Below are 23,060 nucleotides of genomic sequence, written 5' to 3' on the forward strand. Positions count from 1 at the left end.
GGACCACCGGCGGATCAGCGGGCGGGCAGCGGGTGGACCGTGCCCGCGTACCGCCGGCCGAAGCGGGTTCCGGTACCGGCGGTGACCGTCAGGTCGTAGCCGCCGTCCTTCTCGTCCACCGGCCAGGACACCGAGGATCGGTCGCCCGCGCCGACCCAGACCGTTTTGGCGCCCTTGGTGCCGCCGGCGGGGCTCACGGTGAAGGCCGCTTCCCTGTCCCCGTCGTTCCTGAACTTCAGCTCCACCGTGGCGCGTTCCGGCTTGCCGCCGTGCAGCTTCGCGGTCACCGAGGGCACCGGAGCGCCCGCCTCGTTGCCCTTCCGTACGACCGTGCCGGAGAAGCGGCGGACGAAGCCGTCGGCGCCGTACACCGAGAAGTCGTAGGCCCCGTCGGTCTCCGAGGTGTCCCAGACGTACGTCTTCGAGGCGCCGGGCCGCACGGTGAAGGGGGTGCCGGTGAACGGCTTCAGCGCGTTCGGCAGCACGGTGAAGTGGAACGTCTCCGTGCCCTCGTTGGCGAGGACGCAGGTGACCTTGCCCGTCACCCGGTCCACCTCGATGTCCGCCCACGGCCGGTACGGCAGCGCCCGGTGCGGGCGGCTGCCCGGTTCCTGGGTGGCCATCGACTGGCCGCCGTTCGGCGGCAGCTTCACGGCGGGGAGCGCGTTGCCGGCGTCCGCCTTCGCCATCAGGGCGTTCGTGTCGGGCAGCTCCGGGATGCTGAAGTCCGGCCTGGTGAAGTCGAAGCAGCTGGTGAGGTCGCCGCAGACGTCACGGCGCCACTGCGAGATGTTGGGCTCCTTCACCCCCGTGACCTTCTCCAGGAACTGCAGCACGGATGTGTGGTCGGAGACCTGGGAGTTGACGTAACCGCCGCGCGACCAGGGGGATATCGCCCACAGGGGTACGCGGTTGCCGAGCCCGATCGGCCGGCCGTCGGCGAACTCGTCCGGCGTGCCCGGCTCCGGGGTCGGCGGCAGCACGTGGTCGAAGTAGCCGTCGTTCTCGTCGTACATGATGAGGAAGACGGTGTGCTCCCACACCTCCGGGTTGGACATCATCGACCGGAGCGCCGTGTTGACCCAGTGCGCGCCGTAGTTGGGCCCGGCCGCCGGGTGCTCGCAGAAGAGGTACGGGGCGACCAGCCAGGACACGGTCGGCAGGGTGCCGTCCTTGCAGTCCTGGTCGAAGGCCGTCAGGTCGAACTTGGTCATCGCGTTGATGTAGCGCGGGTCGTCCTTCGGGAACGCGTGGAACTGCTGGAAGTACGAGAGTCCGTTGCAGTCGTAGTCGCCGTACCGGTCGTCGAAGGACGGGTTGTGGTAGACGCGCCAGCTGACCTTGGCCGCCTCCAGCCGCTCGGCGTACGTCGTCCAGTCGGCGACCGGGTTGTCGGTGACGACCGAGTTGTCGATGAAGGGGCCCGTGGTGCCGTCCAGGCCCGGTCCGGCGGTGCCGGACCACAGGTAGAGGCGGTTGGGGTCGGTCGGTCCCGCCTGCGAGCAGAAGTAGGCGTCGCAGAGGGTGAAGGCGTCCGCGAGGGCGTACTGGTACGGGATGTCCTCCCGGGTGAAGTAGCCCATGGTCCGCTCGCCCTTGGCGGTGATCCACTTGTTCATCGCGCCGCCGTTGATGGCGGTGTGGCCGGTGCCCCAGTCGTGCGGGAGGCCGCCCGCGTTCTGCGCGTTGTACTTGTTGGTGTCCATGCGGAAGGGCAGCATGAAGCCGTCCGCGCGCCCGTTGTCCGGCTGCCGGAAGACGGAGTCGCCGCCGGGCAGCGTCATGGCCTGCTGGTCGTCGAAGCCGCGGACACCGCCGAGAGCGCCGAAGTAGTGGTCGAAGCTGCGGTTCTCCTGCATGAGGATGACGACGTGCTTGACGTCCTTGATGCTGCCCTTGGGCTTCTTGCCGCCCGTGGTGGCCGCGCCGGCGGTGTTCGGGGCGGCGACGGCGGTGTCCTGAAGGCCGGCGGCGGCAGCGGCGGCCGTCGCCGCGGAGGCGCCCACGAAGGTGCGGCGGCTGATCGGGGTCATGGCTGTGGATTCCTTCGGGATCAGGCGTGGCTGGCGGGGAGCGAGAAGGTCACGACGGGCGCCGCGTGGTCCGAGGGCCAGCCGTTGCCCGCCGTGCCGGGGACGGGCCGGGGCCAGCCGGTGCACAGCGTGTACGCGGATTCGACGCGCAGCCGGCCGGCGAAGTGCAGCTGGTCGATCCGGTCCCGCGGCTCCTCGGGGCGCACCGGGGACCAGGTCACGCCGGGGTCCTTCGTCGCGTTGGGGTGGGCCTCGCGGTACGCGTCGGTCAGCCCCGCCTTGTCGAGTGCGACGCCGACGGGCCAGTGGACGGCCTTCTTGCCCTTGTCGTCCAGGTGGGAGGGCGAGGCGAGGCCGCCGGCCAGGATCACCGGGCCCCGCGAGGCGATGTCCGCCCGCATCGCCGCGAGCAGCGCGGTCGCCTGCCGGTAGCGGACGGTCTTCAGCTCGGCGGCCTCGACCTGGGCGGCGGTACGGCCGTCACGCAGCGCGTGGGGCCCGTACGCGGCCTCGTCGAGCTGGGCCGCCCACAGCCGTACGGTCCGGCCGTCCGGCATCCGCACGGTCGCGGCGACCGCCGGTACGTCCCGGACCGGCGCCGAGGCGTCGGTCAGCGGGAAGCGGCTGATCAGGCCGACCCCGGCCGGGGACTCGTACGCGTGCCAGCCCAGTGCGTCGGCGAGGGCCCCGGCCGAGGCGCCGCCCGACTCCTGCACCGCCAGCACATCGAGCCCCTGGCCGAGGATCAGCCGCAGGTGCTTCTCGTGCGCGTCGTCGATGTGCGAGCCCGCGTCCCAGAGGTTCAGCGAGGCGACGGTCAGCCGTGGCCTGGAGCCGGCCGTCCGGACCGGCACCTGCACGGTCACCGTGTCGCTGCCGCCCGCGCTGTCCTTGACGCCGACCTCGATCCGGCCCGGGTGGGCGGCCCGCGCGGGCGCGGTGCCGGTGACGGTCCCGTCCTGCCGCAGTGTCAGCCAGGAGTCGCCGGTGATCCGGCGGAAGGCCGGGGTGCCGGAGGGGTTGCCCTGGGGCCGGATCCACAGCGGGGCCAGCGGCACCGAGACGGCGGCACCGGGGGCGTGGGCCGCGGTGGTGAACGAGTCGATGGCGGCGTGCGGGCGGGCGATCACGGGCCGGGCCGTGACCGTGAACGGCGTGGTCCTGGCGAGGATGCCGTACGCGTCCTTGGCCAGCAGATAGGCGGTGTACACGCCTTCGGGGAGGCCGCCGAGGGCGAGGTCGCCGGACTCCGTCGTCACGTACTCCCACAGCAGGGAGGAGCCGACTCCGGGCTGCCGGTCGCCGTCGTAGATCCCGATCCAGTTCTTGGCGTGGGGAGCGTCGGTGGTCCAGTGGAAAGTGAGCTTGTCACCCTCACGCGGGGAAGTGGGCGAGGTGAGGGACACCGTGCTGCCGGAGGCAGCGGCCGATCTCTGCGGGGACACGGAAGTTCTGGTCCTCTCCGCCCAGGCGGGAGCGCGGGCCGGAAGCCGGAAGTTGGATGGACAACTTCGGTCAGTGAGCCAGCTCTCCGGGCACAGGACGTGAACAGATCATGTACGGCGATCAGAGGGTCACGAAACTCTGACAAACAGCAACATCACAGCGGCGCTGTCCACCGATCCGGTGCGGCCCGCCCCCGCAGCGCGGGCCACCTCGGGGAAAGCGTTTCGCTGGCACACCCGCCCGCCCCATAGGATTGGGCCAAAGCCCATCACACTCACCCCAGAGGAACGCCGCATGCCTGGCATCACGCGCGAGGAGGTCGCCCACCTCGCCCGGCTGGCGCGTCTGGAGCTGAAGGCCGAAGAGCTCGACCACTTCGCCGGACAGCTCGACGACATCATCGGCGCGGTCGCCCGCGTATCCGAGGTAGCCGACCAAGACGTACCGCCGACCTCCCACCCGCTGCCGCTGACCAACGTCATGCGCGCGGACGAGGTCCGCCCGTCGCTCACCCCCGAGCAGGCGCTCTCCGGCGCCCCGGCCCAGGAGCAGCAGCGTTTCAAGGTGCCGCAGATCCTGGGGGAGGACTAACAGCCATGACCGACATCATCAAGCTCACCGCGGCGGAGATCGCCGCGAAGATCGCCTCCGGCGACCTGACGGCCGTCGAGGTGACCGAGGCCCACCTCGCGCGCATCGACGCCGTCGACGAGAAGGTCAACGCCTTCCTGCACGTCGACCGGGAAGGCGCGCTGGCCCAGGCCCGCGCCGTGGACGCGAAGCGCGCGGCGGGCGAGAAGCTCGGACCGCTGGCCGGCGTCCCGCTCGCACTCAAGGACATCTTCACCACCGAGGGCGTGCCGACCACCGTCGGCTCGAAGATCCTCGAAGGCTGGATCCCGCCGTACGACGCGACCCTGACCAAGCGGCTCAAGGCCGCCGACGTCGTCATCCTCGGCAAGACCAACATGGACGAGTTCGCCATGGGGTCCTCGACGGAGAACAGCGCGTACGGTCCCACCGGCAACCCCTGGGACCTCACCCGGGTCCCCGGCGGCTCCGGCGGCGGTTCGTCCGCCTCCCTCGCCTCGTACCAGGCGCCCCTGGCCATCGGCACGGACACCGGCGGTTCCATCCGCCAGCCCGCCGCCGTGACCGGCACGGTCGGCGTCAAGCCGACGTACGGCTCGGTCTCCCGCTACGGCATGGTCGCCTTCTCGTCCTCCCTCGACCAGGGCGGCCCCTGTGCCCGTACGGTCCTGGACGCGGCCCTGCTGCACGAGGTGATCGCGGGCCACGACCCGCTCGACTCCACGTCCATCGACGCCCCGGTCCCGCCGGTCGTCGAGGCGGCCCGCAACGGCTCGGTCGCCGGGATGCGCGTCGGCGTCGTCAAGCAGTTCCGCGGCGAGGGCTACCAGGCCGGTGTCGTGCAGCGCTTCGACGAGTCCGTGGAACTGCTGAAGGGGCTCGGCGCGGAGATCGTCGAACTGGACTGCCCGTCCTTCGACCTCGGCCTCGCCGCGTACTACCTGATCGCGCCGTCCGAGGCGTCCTCGAACCTCGCGCGGTTCGACGCCATGCGGTACGGCCTGCGGGTCGGCGACGACGGCACCCGGTCCGCCGAGGACGTCACGGCGCTCACCCGCGAGGCGGGCTTCGGCGACGAGGTCAAGCGCCGCATCATCCTCGGCACGTACGCGCTCAGCTCCGGCTACTACGACGCGTACTACGGCTCGGCGCAGAAGGTCCGTACCCTCATCACCCGGGACTTCGAGAAGGCGTTCGAGCAGGTCGACGTGATCGTCTCCCCGACGACCCCGACCACCGCCTTCCCGATCGGCGAGCGCGCCGACGACCCGATGGCGATGTACCTCGCCGACCTGTGCACCATCCCGACCAACCTGGCCGGCAACGCGGCCATGTCGCTGCCCTGCGGCCTCGCGCCGGAGGACGGCCTGCCGGTCGGCCTGCAGATCATCGCTCCCGCCCTCAAGGACGACCGGCTGTACAAGGTCGGTGCCGCCGTCGAGGCCGCCTTCGTGGAAAAGTGGGGGCACCCACTGCTGGAGGAGGCGCCGTCACTGTGAGCAATGCAATGAGCAAGGCCAAGGGCTTCAAGAAGTCCAAGGCTGGCACGTACCTGTCGATCGGAACCACCGCGTTCGGTGCGATCAGCGTCGTCAAGCAGGCCAGGACGGCCCGCAAGGACAGCGACACGCTCCGTCTCGTGGACGCCGTCATCTCCGCCGCCGCCATCGCGACGGGCGTCGCGCTGCTGCTGCGCGAGCTGAAGCGGCTGGGCGACGACGACGTCCTGCTGGGCTGAGCGCGAGGCCCGGGGTCCGTTCCCCAGGGAGCTGACCCCGGGCCGAAGCTCCACACCATGGAAGAAGGGGGTGACACAGTGATCACCCGTATCGAGATCGAAGGATTCCGGTCGTTCCGCGACTGCGCGGTGGACCTGTCACCCTTCACGGTGCTCGTGGGACAGAACAGCTCCGGCAAGACGAACCTGCTGGAAGCGATCGACCTCGCCGGGCAGCTCGCGGGCGCGGCGGAAAGCGTCTCCTGGTCGGGCAGGGGTACCGATTCCTTCGTCTGGTCCGACGAAGTGCGTCCGGGCGGGGACCGCAGGGGCCGCGTCATCGACCTCTTCCACCGGTACGCCGACGGCACGGTTGCCGACCGCATCCGCATCGCCGTCGACTTCCTCCGCTCGGACGCCACCCGTGGCATGAGCCACCTCCGGATGGTCCTGGAGATCGTCCACCAAGGCGGGACCACGCCTCCCCAGGTCAGGGGCGAGCTGTTCTCCCTGGCCGACGTCCCTGCCCGCTGGCGGCTCACCGGCGATCAGTCCGCCGAGATCCGCCGCAACGCACCGATCGCCGGCGCCATCGACCTGATCGCGTGGCACGCGCCCCGAAGCCACTGGTACCGCCTGGTGCCGGACCCCGACGCGGCCCGCCAGGACCCGGATCTGCATGACGACGAGCGGATGGCCCGGGACGCGCACAATCTGTCCGCCGTGCTGGGACGCCTCCTCGCCGCGCCGCACCGGGCGCGTCAGAAGGCCCTGCAACTGCAGGCCGATGCCGTGGCCGTACTGCCGGGGCTGACCGAGTTGCGCTCGACCGCCGATCCCGACAGGGGTACCTGGGAACTGGACCTGGCCTACCGGGACGCGGCGCCCACGCCGGCCCGACTGGCTTCCGACGGCACGCTTCACGTGTTGTCCGTCCTGGCCGCCGCCCACGACGGTACGGGCGGTCCGGTGCGCAGCGACTGCCGCACGCTCATGATCGAGGACGTCGAGAACGGCCTGCACCCCGGACAGGTCAAGGAGCTGGTACGCCGGCTCCGGCGCACCACCGGCAGCGCCGCTCTCCAGCAGATCATCGTCACGACGCACTCCCCGGTCGTCCTGGCCGCCCTGTATCCGGAACACCCGGATGACGTGCTCTTCGTGGACACCGTCACCAGGGTCGGCGGTGGCGAAGCCGGGTCGCGGCACAGCCGGGTACGGCCACTGGCCGAGTCGGGGGAGCGCGGCACGTACGTGCCCGCACGAGAAGCCCGGCAGTACCTGGAAACCGCTCAGGCAGGTACGCGTTGACCCGCTACCTGACCATCGGCCCGCTCACCGAAGGACCCGAGGACGAGATCTTTCTGGGTGTCGTCGCCGTGCGGCAGCTCAAGGCACTGGCGGCTCGCCATCCGGAGCCCTTCGACGTGGCCGATTCACCGTTGCGGGGTTCGTACAGCACCGCGCGTGCGGCGCACGAACGGATCTGCGCGGACGCGGCCGACCTCGCCCAGGACTGCGACCTGTTGCTGATCCACAATGACCACCGGGAGCTAAACAAGATCGAGAAGATTCGCCAGGACGTGGCACTGCCGCCGCACTGCCGGATTGTCGGTGTTGTTCCCGTACGGGAGACCGAGGCGTGGCTGCTCGCAGACGGGCCGTTGCTCGCCTCGCTGCCCGGCGCGGTCGCCGGCCTCATCCCCTCGACCGGGCGGGAAGCGGAGAAGGTCTCCGACCCCAAAGCCCTGCTTTCCCGCATCCTTCCCAGTGACGACACGCGTGAACTGGCCGAATTCCTCGGCGAGCGTGTCGATCTGGACCTCCTCCGAACCCTTCCCGCGTACCAGCAGTGGTGCGCCGAACTGACAGCTGCCTTGAAGGAGTTGCATTTTCTGTGACCGTCACTGAACTGGTGTCGTACGAGGACGCGCTGACGACCTACGACCCCGTCATGGGCCTTGAGGTCCACGTCGAGCTCGGCACCAGGACCAAGATGTTCTGCGGCTGCTCGACCGAGCTGGGCGCCGCGCCCAACTCGCAGACGTGCCCCATCTGTCTGGGTATGCCCGGTTCGCTCCCCGTCGTCAACGCGATCGGTGTCGAGTCGGCCATAAAGATCGGCCTGGCGCTCAACTGCGAGATCGCCGAGTGGTGCCGCTTCGCCCGGAAGAACTACTTCTATCCGGACATGCCGAAGAACTTCCAGACCTCCCAGTACGACGAGCCGATCGCCTTCAACGGCTATCTGGACGTCCAGCTGGAGGACGGCGAGATCTTCCGCGTGCAGATCGAGCGCGCCCACATGGAGGAGGACACCGGCAAGTCGACGCACGTCGGCGGTGCCACCGGCCGTATCCACGGCGCGTCGCACTCCCTGCTCGACTACAACCGCGCCGGCATCCCGCTCATCGAGATCGTCACCAAGCCCATCGAGGGCGCGGGCGAGCGGGCCCCCGAGGTCGCCAAGGCGTACGTCGCCGAGCTGCGTGAGCTGATCAAGGCGCTCGGGGTGTCCGAGGCCCGCATGGAGATGGGCCAGATGCGGTGCGACGTGAACCTGTCGCTGCGCCCGCACGGCCGCGAGGAGTTCGGGACCCGCTCCGAGACGAAGAACGTCAACTCGCTGCGCAGTGTCGAGCGCGCCGCCCGCTTCGAGATCCAGCGTCACGCCGCGGTGCTGAACTCGGGCGGCACGATCCTCCAGGAGACCCGGCACTTCCACGAGGAGGACGGCTCCACCACGTCCGGCCGCATCAAGGACAACGCCGAGGACTACCGGTACTTCCCCGAGCCCGACCTGGTGCCCGTCGCCCCGGCCCGTGAGTGGGTCGAGGAGCTGCGCGCCGGGCTGCCCGAGCTGCCGCGCGTGCGCCGCAACCGGCTCCGCGAGGAGTGGGGGGTCTCCGAGCACGACATGGAGTCGATCCTGAACGCCGGCGCGATCGAGTCGATCGTCGCCACGATCGACGCGGGCGCCCCGGCCGACCAGGCCCGTAAGTGGTGGATGGGTGAGCTGGCCCGTAACGCCAACGAGTCGGGCCGCGCGCTGGACGAGCTGCCGATCACCCCGGCGCAGGTCGCCCGGGTCGCCGCGCTCGTCGCGTCCGGTGACCTCAACGACAAGCTGGCCCGCCAGGTCATCGAGGGTGTCCTCGCGGGCGAGGGCGACCCGGACGCGGTCGTCGAGAAGCGCGGCCTCAAGGTCGTCTCGGACGACGGCGCGCTCGGCACGGCCGTGGACGAGGCGATCGCGGGCAACGCCGCCATCGCCGACAAGATCCGCAGCGGCAAGGTCGCCGCGGCGGGCGCGCTGGTCGGCGCGGTCATGAAGGCCACGCGCGGCCAGGCGGACGCGGCGCGCGTGCGCGAGCTGATCCTGGAGAAGCTCGGCGTCGAGGGCTGACGCGTCGAGCGCTGACGCGTCGAGCGCTGACGCGTCGAGCGTCGAGGGCTCACGCGTCGAGCGCCGACCCCGGCGGGCGGATCACCGTGGGGGCGGTACACCGGGCTGGTGCACCGCCCCCGCTGTGATCTCCTGGGGGCCGGTCCCCGAACCCGCGAGGCAGATTTCCCGTGAACACCGTCGCCGCCGAGATCGTCTCCGCCGGGCTCCTCCTCGCCGTCCTGGCGTTCGCCGTCGCCCGGCCGCGCGGCCGGCCCGAAGCGGCCGCCGCCGTGCCCGCGGCGCTGCTGCTCGTCGGCATCGGTGCCGTATCGCCCCATGACGCCTGGGAGCAGACGCACACCCTGCTCCCGGTCATCGGATTCCTCGCGGCGGTGCTGGTGCTGGCCCAGCTCTGCGACGAGGAGGGGCTGTTCGCCGCGGCCGGTGACCTTGTCGCGCGGGCCTGCGGCGGCCGGCCGCGCACCCTGCTCGGCGGGGTGTTCGCCGTGGCCGCCGTGATCACCGCCGTACTCAGCCTGGACGCCACGGTCGTACTGCTCACCCCGGTGGTGTTCGCGACCGCCGCCCGGGTCGGCGCCCGGCCCCGGCCGCATGTCTACGCCTGCGGACATCTCGCCAATTCCGCGTCCCTGCTGCTGCCGGTCTCCAACCTCACCAATCTGCTGGCGTTCACGGCCAGCGGGCTCTCCTTCACCCGGTTCGCCGCGCTGATGGCGCTGCCGTGGCTGGCCGCGATCGCCGTCGAGTACGTCGTCTTCCGCCGCTTCTTCGCGACCGACCTGGCCGCCGGAGCGCACGCCCCGCGCACCGGCGAGCGGCGCGAGCCTCCGGTCTTCACGCTGGTGGTGCTCGGTCTGACGCTGGCGGGATTCGCCGTCACCTCGTTCGCCGGGATCGAACCGGTGTGGGCGGCCCTCGCCGGTACGGCCGTACTCGCGGTCCGCGCCCTGCGCCAGAAGCGGACGACCGTGACCGGGCTGGTCCGCGCCGCGTCGCCGCTGTTCTGTCTCTTCGTCCTCGCGCTCGGTGTGGTCGTCAAGGCGGTCGTCGACAACGGCCTGGACACCGGCATCAGTTGGCTGCTGCCCGGCGGTTCGTCGCTGCCCACGCTGCTGGCGATCGCCGGGATCGCCGCCGTACTGTCCAACGCGATCAACAACCTCCCGGCGATCCTGGCGCTGCTGCCGGTCGTCGCCCCGGCGGGTGCGGGGCCCGTGCTCGCCGCGCTGATCGGTGTCAACCTCGGGCCGAATCTGACGTACGTAGGTTCGCTCGCCACCTTGCTGTGGCGGCGCATCCTGCACGAGCACGATGCCGACCCCCAGCTGGGGCAGTTCACCCGGCTCGGCCTGCTGACCGTCCCCACCACGCTCGTGGCCTCGACCGTCGCGCTCTGGGGCGCGCTGCTCGTGGTCGGTGGCTGACCCGGAGAGGTAAACGGCCGTCAAAAACCGCGTCCACGGGCCTGGTCGGCGTACGCGGGGCATTGACGGCGCCTTGGTCTAGTCCTTTACTCGTTCCAGCACCGGCAGGTTCATGTGAAGAGTCTTTGTTCGCTCATGTGAACGGTCGGGTCGAATGTGAGAACGGTACTCGCCTGCGCTCCACCCCCCGTCGTGCATTGATGCGCCCATGACAGGAGTGTTCCTGTGTTCCGATCCTGTACGAGAGCCCTGGCCACGGTCCCGGCCGTCCTCGCCCTGGCCGCCACCGCGGTCATCGCCACCGGCGCCAGCGCCGGCGCCGCGGCCAACCCGGGGCCGGGCTTCCCGGCCCAGTACGCCGCCCCCTACGTCGAGACCTGGAACTCGCCCTCGGCGATGGCCAACGCCCGTACGGCCACCGGGCTCAAGTACTTCACCCTCGCCTTCGTCATCGACGGCGGCGGCTGCAACGCCAAGTTCAACGGCGACACCGACATCACCGACGCCGGCTGGACCTCGGCCATCAACTCGCTGCGCTCGGCGGGCGGTGACGTCATCGCGTCCTTCGGTGGCGCATCCGGTACGGAGATCGGCGTGTCCTGCACGTCCGTGTCCGCGCTCAAGGCCCAGTACAAGAAGGTCGTCGACGGCCTCAACCTCACCAGGATCGACCTCGACATCGAGGGCGGGACGCTCGGCAACACCACGGCCAACAACCGGCGCAACCAGGCCCTGGCGCAGCTCCAGCAGGAGTACGCGGCCGCCGGCAGGAAGCTGGACGTGCAGTACACGCTCCCGGTCGACCCCACCGGGCTGCTCCAGGAGTCGCTCGACCTGCTCAACAACGCCAAGAGCAACAATCTCAACGTCAACCTCGTCAACGTCATGACGATGGACTACGGCCCCTCCCTGGACATGGGCAAGGCGGCCACCGACGCGGCGACCGCGCTGCACACCCAGCTCGGCAGGATCTGGACGGGCAAGACCGACGCGCAGCTGTGGGCCATGGAGGGCAACACCCCGATGATCGGGGTCAATGACGTCAAGTCCGAGATCTTCACCACGGGCAACGCCACCACCCTCGCCAACTTCGCCAAGTCCAAGGGGATCCAGGAGCTGGCCTTCTGGGCGCTCGGCCGGGACAAGGCGTGCTCGACCAACGGCCAGCTCTCGGACACCTGCAGCGGCACCCCGCAGAGCGCCTATCAGTTCTCCAGCATCTTCAACTCGGTGACGGGTGCGGGCGGCGGAGGCGGCGGAGGTGGTGGCGGTGGCACCGGTGCCACCGGGCAGATCACCGGCCTCGGCGGTAAGTGCGTCGACGTGGCGTCGGCGAGCAGCGCCAACGGCGCCGCCGTACAGATGTACGACTGCAACGGGTCGAACGCCCAGCAGTGGACGGTCTCCACCGACGGCTCGATCCGCGCGCTCGGCAAGTGTCTCGACCTCACCTCCGCCGGTACGGTCAACGGCACCAAGGCCCAGCTCTACGACTGCAACGGCACCGGGGCGCAGCAGTGGCAGAAGGGCACCGGCGGCACGCTGGTGAACCCCGTCTCCGGCAAGTGCCTCGACGTCACGGACAAGTCCACGGCCAACGGCGCCCGGCTGCAGATCTGGACCTGCGCGGGCGGCACCAACCAGCAGTTCAATCTGCCTGCCTGACAAACCGCCTGCCGGACGAACTGCCTGGATGACGATCCGCCTGACTGAGTATCTGCTCGGATGAGGATCCGTCCGGACGAGAATCGGTTTGGACGAGAATCAGTTCGGACGAGAATCCGTCAGAATGAGAATCGTTCTGCCCGACGAACTGCCTGGCTGACTGTCGGTCTGTCCGACCGTGCTATGACCACCTGATCGCGCATGGCCCCGAAGTGTGATCATCCTTCGGGGTCATGCGCAGGGGCGCTGTCAGGGCCAGAGGTAGTGCACGTGGGTCAGTTCCTCCGAGTCGTCCCACAGCTTCCGGGCGAGTCCGGTGTCCGTCGTCGCACCGGGCAGCCTCGCCGGCTTCGGGGTGCCCGCCGCGCCGCCGCGTGCCCCGGCGGGGCCGTAGTAGCCGCCCGGCCGGATGCCGGACGCGGTCGCCGCGTACAGCGACGGCAGTGCCGCCGCCTCCGGACTGGAGCCCACGACCCGGCCGAGCGTGAGCCTGGCCAGCCGTTGGGTGAATCCGGAGCCGTGCTGCTGGAGGCCGGTGAAGGCCGAGCCCGGGTGGATGACCACGCTGGTCAGCGCGGCCCCGGCGGAGTCGGCGCGGCGCTGCAGTTCCTGGGCGAAGAGGATGTTGGCGAGCTTGGACCTGGCGTACGAGCCCATCGGCCGGTAGCGCCGCTCGCTCTGCGGGTCCTGGAGTCCTCCGGTGAACGCCCTGCTGCTCGCGATCACCGCGCTGACCGTCACCACTCTGGCCTCAGGGGCTTTGAGCAGCAGCGGGAGGAGCCGGCCGGTGAGGGCGAAGTGGCCCAGATGGTTGGTGCCGAAGGTCAGCTCGAAGCCGTCCGCCGTGGTCCGGCGTTCCGGGACGGCCATCACGCCCGCGTTGTTGACCAGGAGATCGATCGCACGTCCCGGCTCGGTCATCCGGCCGGCGAAGGCGGCGACGGAGGAGAGGTCCGCGAGATCGAGCACCTCGGCCCGTACCCGGGCGCCGGGGACCGAGGCGGTGAGCCGGTCGGCGGCGTCCCGAAGCTTGCCGGGAGAGCGGCCGGCCAGCACCACCTCGGCGCCCGCGCGGGCCAGTTCCGTCGCGGTGATCTCACCGATGCCGCTGTTGGCGCCGGTGACGACGGCGAGGCGGCCGTGCTGACCGGGGATGTGCTCAGGAGACCAGTCGTTCATGTCGTGCTGTTCCCGGTGTCGGCGTCGGTGTCGGAGGCGGAGCGGGTGTCGGTGTCGGCGGCGTAGTCGATCGACTCCGTGAGCTTCCGCCACTTCGTGTCGGATGCGGTGCGAGCACGGTCGGACTCCGTCACGTACCCGTACGCGTCGCTGCCCAGCAGCAGATGCACCGGCGGCTCGTCCAGCTCGGGCAGGCCCAGGATGACCTGCGCCGCCTTGGCGGGGTCGCCGGTCTGCTGTCCGTCCATGCTCCGGATCAGCTCCGCCATCGCGCCGACGGTTCCCCGGTACGGCTCGCTGACCGGGGGAATCGTCATCGACGCCCCGGCCCAGTCGGTACGCAGACCGCCCGGCTCGATGACGGTGACGTGTACGCCGAGCGGGGCGAGCTCGCGGGAGAGCACTTCGGAGAAGCCGGCGACCGCCCATTTGGCGCTCTGGTAGGCGCCGAGGCCGGGGGTGGTCATCCGGCCGCCGCTCGACGAGATCTGCACGATGTGCCCGGACCCCTGCTCACGGAGGATCGGCACGGCGGCCTTGGTGACGTAGTAGACGCCGTAGAAGTTGGTGTCGATCTGGGCGCGGAAGTCGGCGTCGGTGACGTCCTCGATGGCGGCCATGTCGCCGTATCCGGCGTTGTTCACGACGACGTCCAGCCGGCCGAAGGCGTCGACCGCCCCCTGGACGGCCGCCCGCGCCGCGTCGGCGTCGGTGACGTCGAGCGGGACGGCGCGGAGCTGCTCGCCGTACCTGCCGACGAGATCGTCGAGCTGGGCGGGTTTGCGCGCCGTGGCCACCACGCGGTGGCCGGCGGCGAGGGCCGCCTCGGTGATGGCGCGGCCCAGGCCGCGCGAGCTGCCGGTGATGAACCAGACCTGTGACATGACGCTGTTCCTCTGAGGGGGAGGGGCGAAGACCGAAAGACCGGCCAGTAACTGACCAACCGGTTACTTCACTGTAGACAGGGAGCGACGCCCGCTGCAAGCGATTGAACGCGCTAAATAACTGGTTTGTCATGTGTGGTCTGCTCGGACCCCGGGCCGGAACCAGGTGGTAACTGAACGGTCAGTTACCAGATAGGGAATCCGTGGTCGCGCTGGCTACGATGAAGGCGTGGCCAGAGACTCCCGAACCACCAGGACCAGCCTGCTCCGCGCGGCGACCGACGAGTTCGCCGCGTACGGCATCGCCGGTGCGCGCGTGGACCGTATCGCCTCGGCGGCCGGCTACAACAAGAATCTGATCTACGTGCACTTCGGGAGCAAGGACCAGCTTTTCGACGCGGTGTACGAGGCCGCCGTCGACGAGATACTCGCCGCCGCGCCCTTCGACGCGGACGACCTCCCCGGATACGCGGGCGCCCTCTTCGACTTCCACCTCGCACACCCGCACCTGATGCGGCTCGCGCGCTGGCAGAGCCTGGAGCGACCGGGAGAAGTGCTGCCGATCGCGGAGAAGGCCAACGCGGCGAAGCTCCGGGCGCTCGCGACGGCCCAGGGCGACGGGCGGGTCGACGCCGGTCTGCCGCCCCCGCTGATGCTGGCCCTGCTCGTCGCCCTCTCCGGCACCTGGACCGAGGGCAGCCCGGAGTCCGTGAGCAAGATGACCGACCCCTCCGAGATCGCGGCCAGGCGGCACGCGGTGGTCGTCTCGGTGGGCCGCCTCACACGGCCGTCGTTCCCCACGGGGTGAGCGCGGGGGCGTGAACACCAGGGGGTGAGCGCGACGCCCGAACGCCACGCGTCGGGCCGGTTCGAGTCGGGCCGAGTCGGGTCGGGTCGGGTCGAGTGGGGGAGAGGATCCCCGCTCGCCCTCGGACCCGGGGACGTTCACCTGGTGGACGCATTCAGGCCGCTCTGCTGCCACTCCGTCTCACTACCGTCCCGGCCGAACCACTATGGGAGGTCGGGCATGTCACCGGAGATATCACGCAGGAAAATGCTCGCCCTCGGCTCGGGCGCGCTGGGCATGGCGGCCACCGGGTCGGTGCTGCCGCCGTCGCTGCAGGCCGCCCTCGCCGCCGAGCCGGCGGCCGGCGGGATGCGGGCGATCAAGCACGTGGTGATCCTCATGCAGGAGAACCGCTCCTTCGACCACTACTTCGGCACGCTGCGCGGGGTACGCGGGTTCGGGGACCGTAACGCCGTCGAGCTTCCCTCCGGCAGACCCGTCTTCGAGCAGCCCGGCCCGCTGAGCACCGTCCTGCCCTTCCCCGTACGGGACGCCGCCGAGACGCAGAAGAAGGACCTCCAGTACATCGGGGCCCTCGACCACTCCTGGGACGGCGGGGCCGCCGCCTGGAACAACGGGTGGATGGACCGCTGGGTCTCCGCCAAGACGGCCGCCACCATGGCCTACTACGACCGGCGCGACATCCCGCTGCACTACGAACTGGCCGACACGTTCACGGTCTGCGACGCGTACCACTCGTCCACCCACACCTCGACGAGCCCCAACCGCAACCACCTGTGGAGCGGCTGGACCGGCTTCGAGGCCGACGGGCGGCGGGCCGTCGGCAACGACGCGTACGACGAGGGCACCCACCCCGGCTACCCCTGGCCGACCTACGCCGAGCGGCTGGAGCGGGCGGGCCGCAGCTGGCAGACGTACACGGAGTGGGAGAACTTCACCGACAACAACATCGAGTTCTTCACCACCTTCAAGGACATCGCCCGCAAGGCGCTCACCCCGGCGCGTGCGCTGCCCGGTCAGCCCGGCGCGGCCGGCTTCACCTACATGGAGGCGTTCTACGCGGCCGTCCGCGACACCGAGGACGCCGCCGAGCGCGAGCGGCTGCTCGCCGCCCTGGACGAGGGCGTCGCGAAGCTGACCAAGCGCGAGCGGTCGCTGTTCGAGCGTGGACTGCGGCGCGTGGAGAGCGGCACGCTGGCCGAGCGCTTCCGGGCCGACGTGGCCGCCGGGACGCTGCCCGAGGTGTCGTACCTGGTCCCCTCGGCGGCCGACTCGGAGCACCCCAGCGCCTCGTCGCCGATCGCCAGCGCCACCCTCGTCTACCAGGTGCTGGACGCACTCGGCGCGCACCCCGACGTCTGGCGGCACACCGTCGTACTGATCAACTACGACGAGAACGACGGCTTCTTCGACCACGTCCCGCCGCCCGTGCCGCCGGCCAACAACCGCGACGAGCGCTGGCAGGGACGGCCGACCGGGCTCGGCGTGCGGGTCCCGCTGCTGGTCGTCTCGCCGTGGACGGTCGGCGGCTATGTCTGCTCCCAGGTCTTCGACCACACCTCGGTCATCCGATTCCTGGAGAAGTGGACCGGTGTCGGCGAGCCCAACATCACGGACTGGCGGCGCCATGTCACCGGCGACCTGACCTCCGCCTTCGACTTCGAGCGCGGCAGCGGGCAGCCCGAGGTGGGGAGGCCGGGCGCGGTCCCGCCGTTCACCGGCCGCTGGCGCCCCCTGCCGCCCGCCGAGCAGCGGATGCCCGAGCAGGAGAAGGGCACCCGGCCGGCCAGGCCGCTGCCCTACCAGACCGACGCGTACGGTCACCTCGACGGCCGGGCCTTCAAGGTCGCGCTCAGCAACACGGGCCGCGCGAGCGCGCACTTCGCGCTCTATCCGTACGCCGGTGAGTTCGAGATCCCGCAGCACCGCGACGTCCGGGGCTCCGCTCGGTGGACCGTGCCCCTGACCTCGCTGACCGGTGACGGCGACGCGTACCGCTTCACGATCACCGGGCCGAACGGATTCCGCCGCGAGTTCGCCGGCCCGGTGACCGGCCACGGTGCCGAGGTCTCCTCGGCCGTCGATCACCACGACCGCGATCTGCAGCTCACCCTGCGCAACAAGGGCGACCGGCCGGTCACCTTCACGGTGCGGCCGCTCGGCTATGTCGACGAGGCCGACCTGGACGGCTGGACCCGCCGGATCACGGTGAAGCCGGGCCGCAGCCGCAGCGTCGTGCACTCGGCTGCCGACGCGCACGGCTGGTACGACATCGAGATCACGGCCGCTCCGGAGCTGCCGGAGCCCGGCAAGGACGGCGTCGAGTTCCGCCGCAGGCTCATGGGCCACATCGAGAACGGGCGGCCGAGCGTCTCCGGCTGAGCCGAGAATCTCCGGCTGAGCCGAGAGTCTCCGGTTGACGGGGGATGCGCGTTGACGGGGGATGCGCGGTCGGTGGCCGGGCGACGGATCCCACGGCCGCCTTCGCCGGCCGCCGCCCGTGGATGGTGCTCGCCCACAGGGAGCTCGTACGCTGGAGCCGTTCCCGGCACGCTTCGCCCCGTCGCGCACAGACTGCCGGTCGCGACATCCGTCATATCCACGACCGCCGGCCGCGGTCGAACCGCGGCAATCCCGCGGCGAGTATGTGGCCGGTCGCACCGAACAAGGAGCCCGATGTTCGCGATATCACTGGGTGACGGGGGAGAGCTGCGCCCCCTGGAGCCGTGGCGGGCCGAGGAGTTCCTCGCCCATATGGACCGGGCCCGGGACCTCGTCGACGAACACATCAGGCTCGCGCGGCTCGTCACGGACATCGGGTCGGCGCGCTCGCTGCTCACCTCGTACGCCGAGAAGCAGGCGGCCGACAGCGCGCGCATCTACGGGATCTGGCTCGACGGCACCCTGGTCGGCGGAGTGCTCTTCCCCAAGTTCGACGCGGCGCACGGGACCTGCGAGGTCGGTTGCTGGCTGGAGCCCGCCGGCACGGGACGCGGACTGGTCACCCGCGCCGCGCGGGTGCTGATCGACTGGGCGGTCGGGGAACGCGGGATACACCGGGTGGAATGGCTGGTCTCCTCCGCCAACACCCCCAGCGTCAGGGTCGCCCAGCGGCTCGGCATGACGCGGGACGGGGTGCTGCGCGAGAACTATCCCTACCGTGGGGTGCGGCAGGACACCGAGATCTGGTCGGTCCTCGCACCGGAGTGGCGCGAGCAGCCGCGCCCGGCGCGCTGAGCCGGTCCGCCCTTCTCAGGAAGCTCTCATACGGGGCCCCTAGCGTGCGCCCTATGAACCCCACCCCCAAGACCGAGACCACCGAGCCGGATACGGCCGAGGCCGCCGTACCCGAACAGCGCGACGCGGCGCCCGCCGCCGGAGAAACGACCCGCCAGGACGGCGAACCGACCGGCCAGGACGGTGAACTGACCGGAGCTCCGGAGGACGACGAGCTGGACGGCGGCGACCTGGACGACGACGAACTCGCCGCCGTCCCGGCACGCCGCTCGTCCGGACTGGGCGCCGCCGCCGCGTCCATCCTCGCCGTCTGCCTCGGCATCGTCGCCCTCACCGGGACCTGGACCGGCCGGGTCGTCTCCGAGCGCGAGACGCTCGTCGGACAGATCAACACCGGCCAGACCGCCACCCCCGCGCAGCAGATCTCCGAGATCTACGGTGACGCCTGGCATGCCACCGCCGCGATCAACGGCGTCGTCGCCCTGCTCGCGCTGCTGATCGGCGGGGTCGTCCTGGCCCTCCCGCAGCGCGCCGGCTGGGTACGCCCCTTCGCGGTGGCCGGAGCCGTCCTCGGCCTCCTGGGGCTCCTGCTCTCCGCCGGCATGTACTTCGACACCTTCGTGGACCTGCCGAGCCCTCCCGGCGCCTGAGCCCGTCCTCCCCGGCCCTGAGGCCGGGGACCGGGCCGCTCGCCGCCGTACGAGATGGCCGCCGTACGAGGTGGCCGTCCACGAGGTGGCCGTCGTCAGAGGTGATCGCCTTACGGGGTGATCGCCTTACGGGGTGATCGCCTTCGCGTTCGCGACGGTGATGTCCCGCAACTGGCAGTACCGCTGGGCGGGATCGGCGTGCCACATCCACGGGATGGTGCGGACATAGCCGTCCACCAGGCGGAACTGTTCCAGAGCGGCGTCGTCCCGGTCCTGCATGCAGAGGAAGTACGCGAGCAGGTGGCGCACTTCGACGGGCGGTACCGGTGAACGCGATCGTGCGGTACCGGTGACACCGCTCGGGGGCGACCTGTGCCTTTACCGGCGGCCGTCGCTCCCTCTGCCGCGTCGCTCACTCCTGCGGCCGCGCCGGGACCCGTATCGTCACCTTTCCCGAGGCGAGGTCTATCGGGCCCCTGCCCGATTCGGTGTCATCGGCGTCGACCCGGGTGAGTTCCAGACGCCGCTGTTCGTCGTCGGCGTGCTTACGGCCCGGGGCGAAGATCGCCTCGATCATATTGAACACAGGCTGCTCACCTCTCGACTCAGATTGCCGGGAGCGGCGCTCAGAGCTGCCCAGCGATCCCTGGCGGGCGCACGGCGTCAGATCTGCCAGGGATAACGGGACGGCCCTCAGGAAACCTTCAGCTGGAGGATCTTGTCGTCCCCCGGCTTCGGTGTTCCTCGGCCGTCCGTATTGTTGGTCAGCAGCCACATCTTGTCGCCGCCCACCGAAAGCACCGTCCGCAGGCGGCCATATTTCTCCTGAAGGAACGCCTCCGGGGCGGCCGCCAATTCCCGGCCGGCCAGTGGAACGCGCCACAGTCGCTGGCCGCGCAGCGCCGCGACCCAGATGCAGCCTTCCGCGTACGCGATGCCGCTCGGGGAGGCCACGCTCGGTTTCCACTGCACCACCGGATCGACGAAGCCCGGTTTGCCGGCCTTTCCCTCGACCAGCGGCCAGCCGTAATTCTTGCCGGGCTCGATCAGATTGAGCTCGTCCCAGTCGTTCTGGCCGAACTCCGACGCCCACAGCCGCTTGCCGGAATCCCAGGCCAGGCCTTGCACATCGCGGTGGCCGATCGAATAGACCACCGAATCCCCCTCCGGATTTCCGTGCACGGGCCGGCCGTCCGGAGTCATCCGCAGAATCTTTCCGCCCAGCGACTTCCTGTCCTGGGCCAGCCCCTTGTCGCCCGTCTCGCCCGTGCCCGCGTAGAGCATCCCGTCCGGGCCGAAGGCGATCCGCCCGCCGTTGTGGATGGTGCCCTTGGGGATGCCCCGCAGGACGGTGTCGGGCGCACCCAGCTGCTGCCCGGCGGGCTTCTTCCCGTCGTACCGCATGCGGGCGATGCGGTTGTCCGACGCCGTGGTGAAGTACGCGTACACCAGATGGTCGGAGGCGTACGAGGGGGAGAGCGCGATCCCCAGCAGCCCGCCCTCGCCCGCCGGAGCGACCCCGGGCACCGACCCGATCGTCGTCTTCCTGCCGTCCGGCACGCTCACCCGCGTGATCGTGCCCTTGTCGCGTGAGGACACCAGCAGATCACCACCGGGCAGGGCGGCCAGGCTCCAGGGCGAGTTCAGCCCCTCCGTGAGCGGGGAGACCACCTCGACGGAGCCCTTCGCGGGCGGCGCCGACGGTTTGCCCGGTGCGGCGTCGGGCGACGAGCCGGCCGGGCTCGACGCGGCACCCCGGTCCCTCTCCCGTGGTGGCCGTGGCCCGCCCCCGGCGGAGGAGCAACCGGTGGCCACCAGCAGAGCGGCAGCGGCCCACAGCGCCGTCACAGCTGAACGTCGCACGGTCCCGATCCCTTCGACGGCAGTGCTTCCACTGTTTCCATGGTTCGTCCTGTTCGCACTGTTCTTACACCGCTGCCCCGTCCCGGGTTCCCCGCCACGGCGGATCCATCCGGTCGGAGTCAGTTCCACGACTCCCGCGCCGGCGGCAGCGCCGCGATCTCCGCCAGGTCCCGCTCCGTCAGCTCCAGACCCGCCGCCCCCGCGTTCTCCACCGCCCACCGCTCCCGCTTCGTCCCCGGCACCGGCACCACGTGACGCCCCCGGCTCAGCACCCACGCCAGCGCCACCTGCGCCGGTGTCGCGCCGTGCCGCTCCGCGACCCGTCGTACGCCCGCCACCAGCGGCTGGTTCGCCGCCATGATCTCCGCCGTGAACCTCGGATGCCGCGCCCGTACGTCGTCCCGCTCGAAGCCCTGCCCCGGCGTGAGCGTGCCCGTCAGAAAGCCGCTGCCCAGCGGCATCGCCGCCAGGAACCCGATGCCGCGCGCGTCGCACCACGGCAGCAGCCGCTCCAGCGCCTCCGGCGACCACACCGACAGCTCCGCCTGCACCGCGCTCACCGGGAACACCTGCTGCACCCGCTCCAGCTGCCGGATGGTCCCCTCGTGCAGATGCGCCCCAGGCTTGCGGCGCCGGGCCGCGCGCGCCCCCACGGCGCTCAGCCCCAGCGCCCGTACCTTCCCCGCGCGCACCAGCTCCGCCATCGCCCCCCAGGTCTCCTCGACGGGTATCTCGGGATCGGCGCGGTGCAGCTGGTAGAGGTCGATCACATCGGTCCGCAGCCGGCGCAGCGACGCGTCACAGGCCCGCCGTACATACCCGGGACGGCCGTTGGCCACGATGTGCTGATCGCCCACCAGCAGCCCGCACTTGGTGGAGACGAAGACGTCCGCGCGGCGCTGCCCGATCACCCGCCCCAGCAGCAGCTCATTGGTGAAGGGGCCGTACATGTCGGCCGTGTCGAGCAGGCTCGTACCGGCGTCGAGCGCCGCGTGCACCGTACGGAGCGAGCGGTCCCCGTGCTGCTCCGAGCCGGTGTAGGCCCAGTTCATCGGCATACAGCCGAGTCCGATCGCGCCCACTTCGAGCGCCGCCGCCCCGATTGTCCTGCGCTCCAACTGCCGTACCCCTCCTCGTGCCGTGCTCCAGCTAACCTCATCGCCCCGAAACGCTTCGCATAGCCTCGTGACCATGACCGCAGACGTATGGCTCCCGATTCCCGCCGATGAGATCGAAGGGCTCCCCAAGGAGCTCGACTACCGCTTCTGGGACGGGGAGCGGGACTTCCCCGCCGACCCCGCCGACTGTGCCTTCTATGTCGTCCCGTACCTGAAGGGCCCGGAGATCGCGGTCCGCCCGCTCGCGGCCATGACGTCCGTACGGGTCGTGCAGACCCTCTCGGCCGGTACCGACCATGTGGCGCCCGCGCTCGGCTCGCTGCCCGCCGGTGTGCGCCTGTGCAACGCCAAGGGCGTCCACGAGGCCAGCACCGCCGAGCTGGCGCTCACGCTGATCCTCGCCTCCCTGCGGAACATCCCCCGCTTCGTCCAGGGCCAGGAACACGAGGAGTGGCGCTCCGGCTTCTATCCGGCGCTCGCCGACAAGTCCGTCCTGATCATCGGATACGGATCGATCGGCGCCGCCATCGAGGACCGGCTCGCGCCCTTCGAATGCGCGCGGGTGGTACGTGTCGCGCGCTCCGCGCGCACCACGGAGCGCGGCCGGGTGCACGCCTTCACCGAACTGCCCGCCCTGCTGCCCGAAGCCGACGTCGTGATCTTCTCGACCCCGCTCACCGAACAGACGAAGGGTCTGGCGGATGCCGCGTTCCTGGCCCGGATGAAGGACGGCGCGCTGCTCGTGAACGTCGCGCGCGGCGGCGTCGTCGACACCGAGGCACTCCTCGCGGAGCTGGCCGGTGGCCGGATAACGGCCGCCCTGGACGTCACGGACCCGGAACCGCTGCCCGCCGGCCATCCCCTCTGGCACGCCCCGGGCGTCCTCATCAGCCCCCACGTCGGCGGATCCACCTCGGCCTTCCAGCCACGCGCCAAGCGGCTGCTCGCCGCGCAGCTCACCCGGTTCGCCGCCGGGGAGGAGCCGCGCAACGTCGTGCTCACCACGGAAGGGCCGACCGCCTGAGCGACCGCGTGA

At 70.7% G+C, this 23,060-nt stretch carries 21 protein-coding genes; 13 read left to right on the plus strand and 8 right to left on the minus strand.

Annotated features, from left to right (window positions below):
* Window positions 1-14: 14 nt before the first annotated feature.
* Together ACIBAE_RS02115 and ACIBAE_RS02120 are read right to left on the minus strand one after the other, a co-directional pair.
* On the minus strand, window positions 15-2,033 hold the full coding sequence (locus ACIBAE_RS02115; protein ID WP_399281827.1) for a phosphocholine-specific phospholipase C: 2,019 nt from the start codon (window positions 2,031-2,033) through the stop codon (window positions 15-17).
* 20 nt (window positions 2,034-2,053) lie between these two features.
* Entirely contained in the window at window positions 2,054-3,478 is a 1,425-nt protein-coding gene (locus ACIBAE_RS02120) for an endonuclease/exonuclease/phosphatase family protein (protein WP_399281828.1), read from the minus strand.
* A 295-nt stretch (window positions 3,479-3,773) separates the two neighbouring features.
* On the opposite strand from ACIBAE_RS02120, the gene gatC reads away from it, so the two are divergent.
* The 8 genes from gatC to ACIBAE_RS02160 all read left to right on the plus strand — a co-directional run bounded on the left by gatC (window position 3,774) and on the right by ACIBAE_RS02160 (window position 12,285).
* Window positions 3,774-4,070, plus strand: coding sequence for an Asp-tRNA(Asn)/Glu-tRNA(Gln) amidotransferase subunit GatC (gene gatC / locus ACIBAE_RS02125; protein WP_010984178.1), 297 nt, complete (start codon window positions 3,774-3,776; stop codon window positions 4,068-4,070).
* Between the two features lie 5 nt (window positions 4,071-4,075).
* Window positions 4,076-5,569 (plus strand): Asp-tRNA(Asn)/Glu-tRNA(Gln) amidotransferase subunit GatA, encoded by a 1,494-nt coding sequence (gene gatA, locus ACIBAE_RS02130; RefSeq protein ID WP_399281829.1) that lies wholly within the window; start codon window positions 4,076-4,078, stop codon window positions 5,567-5,569.
* On the plus strand, window positions 5,566-5,808 hold the full coding sequence (locus tag ACIBAE_RS02135; protein ID WP_399281830.1) for a hypothetical protein: 243 nt from the start codon (window positions 5,566-5,568) through the stop codon (window positions 5,806-5,808). Before gatA ends, ACIBAE_RS02135 begins: the two co-directional genes overlap by 4 nt.
* Window positions 5,809-5,865: 57 nt before the next feature.
* Window positions 5,866-7,098 carry an AAA family ATPase gene (locus tag ACIBAE_RS02140; protein ID WP_399281831.1) on the plus strand — a complete coding sequence of 411 codons (1,233 nt, stop codon included), beginning with the start codon at window positions 5,866-5,868 and terminating at the stop codon, window positions 7,096-7,098.
* Window positions 7,095-7,688 (plus strand): hypothetical protein, encoded by a 594-nt coding sequence (locus ACIBAE_RS02145; protein WP_399281832.1) that lies wholly within the window; start codon window positions 7,095-7,097, stop codon window positions 7,686-7,688. Before ACIBAE_RS02140 ends, ACIBAE_RS02145 begins: the two co-directional genes overlap by 4 nt.
* Window positions 7,685-9,193 carry an Asp-tRNA(Asn)/Glu-tRNA(Gln) amidotransferase subunit GatB gene (gatB, locus tag ACIBAE_RS02150; RefSeq protein ID WP_399281833.1) on the plus strand — a complete coding sequence of 503 codons (1,509 nt, stop codon included), beginning with the start codon at window positions 7,685-7,687 and terminating at the stop codon, window positions 9,191-9,193. The genes ACIBAE_RS02145 and gatB overlap by 4 nt, the downstream gene beginning before the upstream one ends.
* 170 nt (window positions 9,194-9,363) lie before the next feature.
* Window positions 9,364-10,620, plus strand: a complete 1,257-nt coding sequence (locus ACIBAE_RS02155) for an arsenic transporter (protein WP_399281834.1) — start codon at window positions 9,364-9,366, stop codon at window positions 10,618-10,620.
* A 225-nt stretch (window positions 10,621-10,845) separates the two neighbouring features.
* Window positions 10,846-12,285 carry a ricin-type beta-trefoil lectin domain protein gene (locus ACIBAE_RS02160; RefSeq protein ID WP_399281835.1) on the plus strand — a complete coding sequence of 480 codons (1,440 nt, stop codon included), beginning with the start codon at window positions 10,846-10,848 and terminating at the stop codon, window positions 12,283-12,285.
* A gap of 249 nt (window positions 12,286-12,534) precedes the next feature.
* On the opposite strand, the gene ACIBAE_RS02165 is transcribed toward ACIBAE_RS02160, so the two are convergent.
* Window positions 12,535-13,464 (minus strand): oxidoreductase, encoded by a 930-nt coding sequence (locus ACIBAE_RS02165; protein WP_399281836.1) that lies wholly within the window; start codon window positions 13,462-13,464, stop codon window positions 12,535-12,537.
* Window positions 13,461-14,348: an oxidoreductase gene (locus ACIBAE_RS02170; protein WP_399281837.1), complete on the minus strand. Its 888-nt coding sequence runs from the start codon at window positions 14,346-14,348 to the stop codon at window positions 13,461-13,463. Before ACIBAE_RS02170 ends, ACIBAE_RS02165 begins: the two co-directional genes overlap by 4 nt.
* A 229-nt stretch (window positions 14,349-14,577) precedes the next feature.
* Here ACIBAE_RS02170 and ACIBAE_RS02175 point away from each other — a divergent pair, with 229 nt between their 5' ends.
* The 4 genes from ACIBAE_RS02175 (at window position 14,578) to ACIBAE_RS02190 (ending at window position 19,043) form a co-directional block, all read left to right on the plus strand.
* Window positions 14,578-15,156 (plus strand): TetR family transcriptional regulator, encoded by a 579-nt coding sequence (locus ACIBAE_RS02175; RefSeq protein ID WP_399281838.1) that lies wholly within the window; start codon window positions 14,578-14,580, stop codon window positions 15,154-15,156.
* 219 nt (window positions 15,157-15,375) lie between these two features.
* Window positions 15,376-17,538 carry a phosphocholine-specific phospholipase C gene (locus ACIBAE_RS02180; RefSeq protein WP_399281839.1) on the plus strand — a complete coding sequence of 721 codons (2,163 nt, stop codon included), beginning with the start codon at window positions 15,376-15,378 and terminating at the stop codon, window positions 17,536-17,538.
* Window positions 17,539-17,832: 294 nt separating this feature from the next.
* Window positions 17,833-18,393, plus strand: a complete 561-nt coding sequence (locus tag ACIBAE_RS02185; protein WP_399281840.1) for a GNAT family N-acetyltransferase — start codon at window positions 17,833-17,835, stop codon at window positions 18,391-18,393.
* A gap of 53 nt (window positions 18,394-18,446) precedes the next feature.
* Window positions 18,447-19,043, plus strand: a complete 597-nt coding sequence (locus ACIBAE_RS02190) for a hypothetical protein (protein WP_399281842.1) — start codon at window positions 18,447-18,449, stop codon at window positions 19,041-19,043.
* Between the two features lie 126 nt (window positions 19,044-19,169).
* Here ACIBAE_RS02190 and ACIBAE_RS02195 read toward each other — a convergent pair whose 3' ends face one another.
* The 4 genes from ACIBAE_RS02195 to ACIBAE_RS02210 all read right to left on the minus strand — a co-directional run bounded on the left by ACIBAE_RS02195 (window position 19,170) and on the right by ACIBAE_RS02210 (window position 22,024).
* Complete coding sequence (locus ACIBAE_RS02195) at window positions 19,170-19,352, minus strand: hypothetical protein (protein ID WP_399281843.1); 183 nt, start codon at window positions 19,350-19,352, stop codon at window positions 19,170-19,172.
* A 103-nt stretch (window positions 19,353-19,455) separates the two neighbouring features.
* Complete coding sequence (locus ACIBAE_RS02200; protein WP_399281998.1) at window positions 19,456-19,620, minus strand: DUF6191 domain-containing protein; 165 nt, start codon at window positions 19,618-19,620, stop codon at window positions 19,456-19,458.
* A gap of 116 nt (window positions 19,621-19,736) precedes the next feature.
* Window positions 19,737-20,891, minus strand: coding sequence for a PQQ-dependent sugar dehydrogenase (locus ACIBAE_RS02205; RefSeq protein WP_399281999.1), 1,155 nt, complete (start codon window positions 20,889-20,891; stop codon window positions 19,737-19,739).
* 134 nt (window positions 20,892-21,025) lie between these two features.
* Entirely contained in the window at window positions 21,026-22,024 is a 999-nt protein-coding gene (locus ACIBAE_RS02210; RefSeq protein WP_399281844.1) for an aldo/keto reductase, read from the minus strand.
* Window positions 22,025-22,097: 73 nt separating this feature from the next.
* On the opposite strand from ACIBAE_RS02210, the gene ACIBAE_RS02215 reads away from it, so the two are divergent.
* Complete coding sequence (locus tag ACIBAE_RS02215; RefSeq protein WP_399281845.1) at window positions 22,098-23,048, plus strand: 2-hydroxyacid dehydrogenase; 951 nt, start codon at window positions 22,098-22,100, stop codon at window positions 23,046-23,048.
* Window positions 23,049-23,060 lie beyond the last annotated feature (12 nt).

This window comes from Streptomyces sp. NPDC051569 (genome assembly GCF_044454085.1).
GTDB lineage: Bacteria > Actinomycetota > Actinomycetes > Streptomycetales > Streptomycetaceae > Streptomyces.

What these genes read in the sequence shown, in the direction of transcription:
- ACIBAE_RS02190 (WP_399281842.1), top strand. Translation starts at nt 18,447, where the DNA reads ATGAACCCCACCCCCAAGACCGAGACCACCGAGCCGGATACGGCCGAG.
- ACIBAE_RS02200 (WP_399281998.1), bottom strand. Translation starts at nt 19,620, where the DNA reads ATGATCGAGGCGATCTTCGCCCCGGGCCGTAAGCACGCCGACGACGAA.
- ACIBAE_RS02180 (WP_399281839.1), top strand. Translation starts at nt 15,376, where the DNA reads ATGTCACCGGAGATATCACGCAGGAAAATGCTCGCCCTCGGCTCGGGC.
- ACIBAE_RS02165 (WP_399281836.1), bottom strand. Translation starts at nt 13,464, where the DNA reads ATGAACGACTGGTCTCCTGAGCACATCCCCGGTCAGCACGGCCGCCTC.
- ACIBAE_RS02140 (WP_399281831.1), top strand. Translation starts at nt 5,866, where the DNA reads ATGGAAGAAGGGGGTGACACAGTGATCACCCGTATCGAGATCGAAGGA.
- ACIBAE_RS02115 (WP_399281827.1), bottom strand. Translation starts at nt 2,033, where the DNA reads ATGACCCCGATCAGCCGCCGCACCTTCGTGGGCGCCTCCGCGGCGACG.
- ACIBAE_RS02185 (WP_399281840.1), top strand. Translation starts at nt 17,833, where the DNA reads ATGTTCGCGATATCACTGGGTGACGGGGGAGAGCTGCGCCCCCTGGAG.
- ACIBAE_RS02170 (WP_399281837.1), bottom strand. Translation starts at nt 14,348, where the DNA reads ATGTCACAGGTCTGGTTCATCACCGGCAGCTCGCGCGGCCTGGGCCGC.
- gatC (WP_010984178.1), top strand. Translation starts at nt 3,774, where the DNA reads ATGCCTGGCATCACGCGCGAGGAGGTCGCCCACCTCGCCCGGCTGGCG.
- gatA (WP_399281829.1), top strand. Translation starts at nt 4,076, where the DNA reads ATGACCGACATCATCAAGCTCACCGCGGCGGAGATCGCCGCGAAGATC.
- ACIBAE_RS02215 (WP_399281845.1), top strand. Translation starts at nt 22,098, where the DNA reads ATGACCGCAGACGTATGGCTCCCGATTCCCGCCGATGAGATCGAAGGG.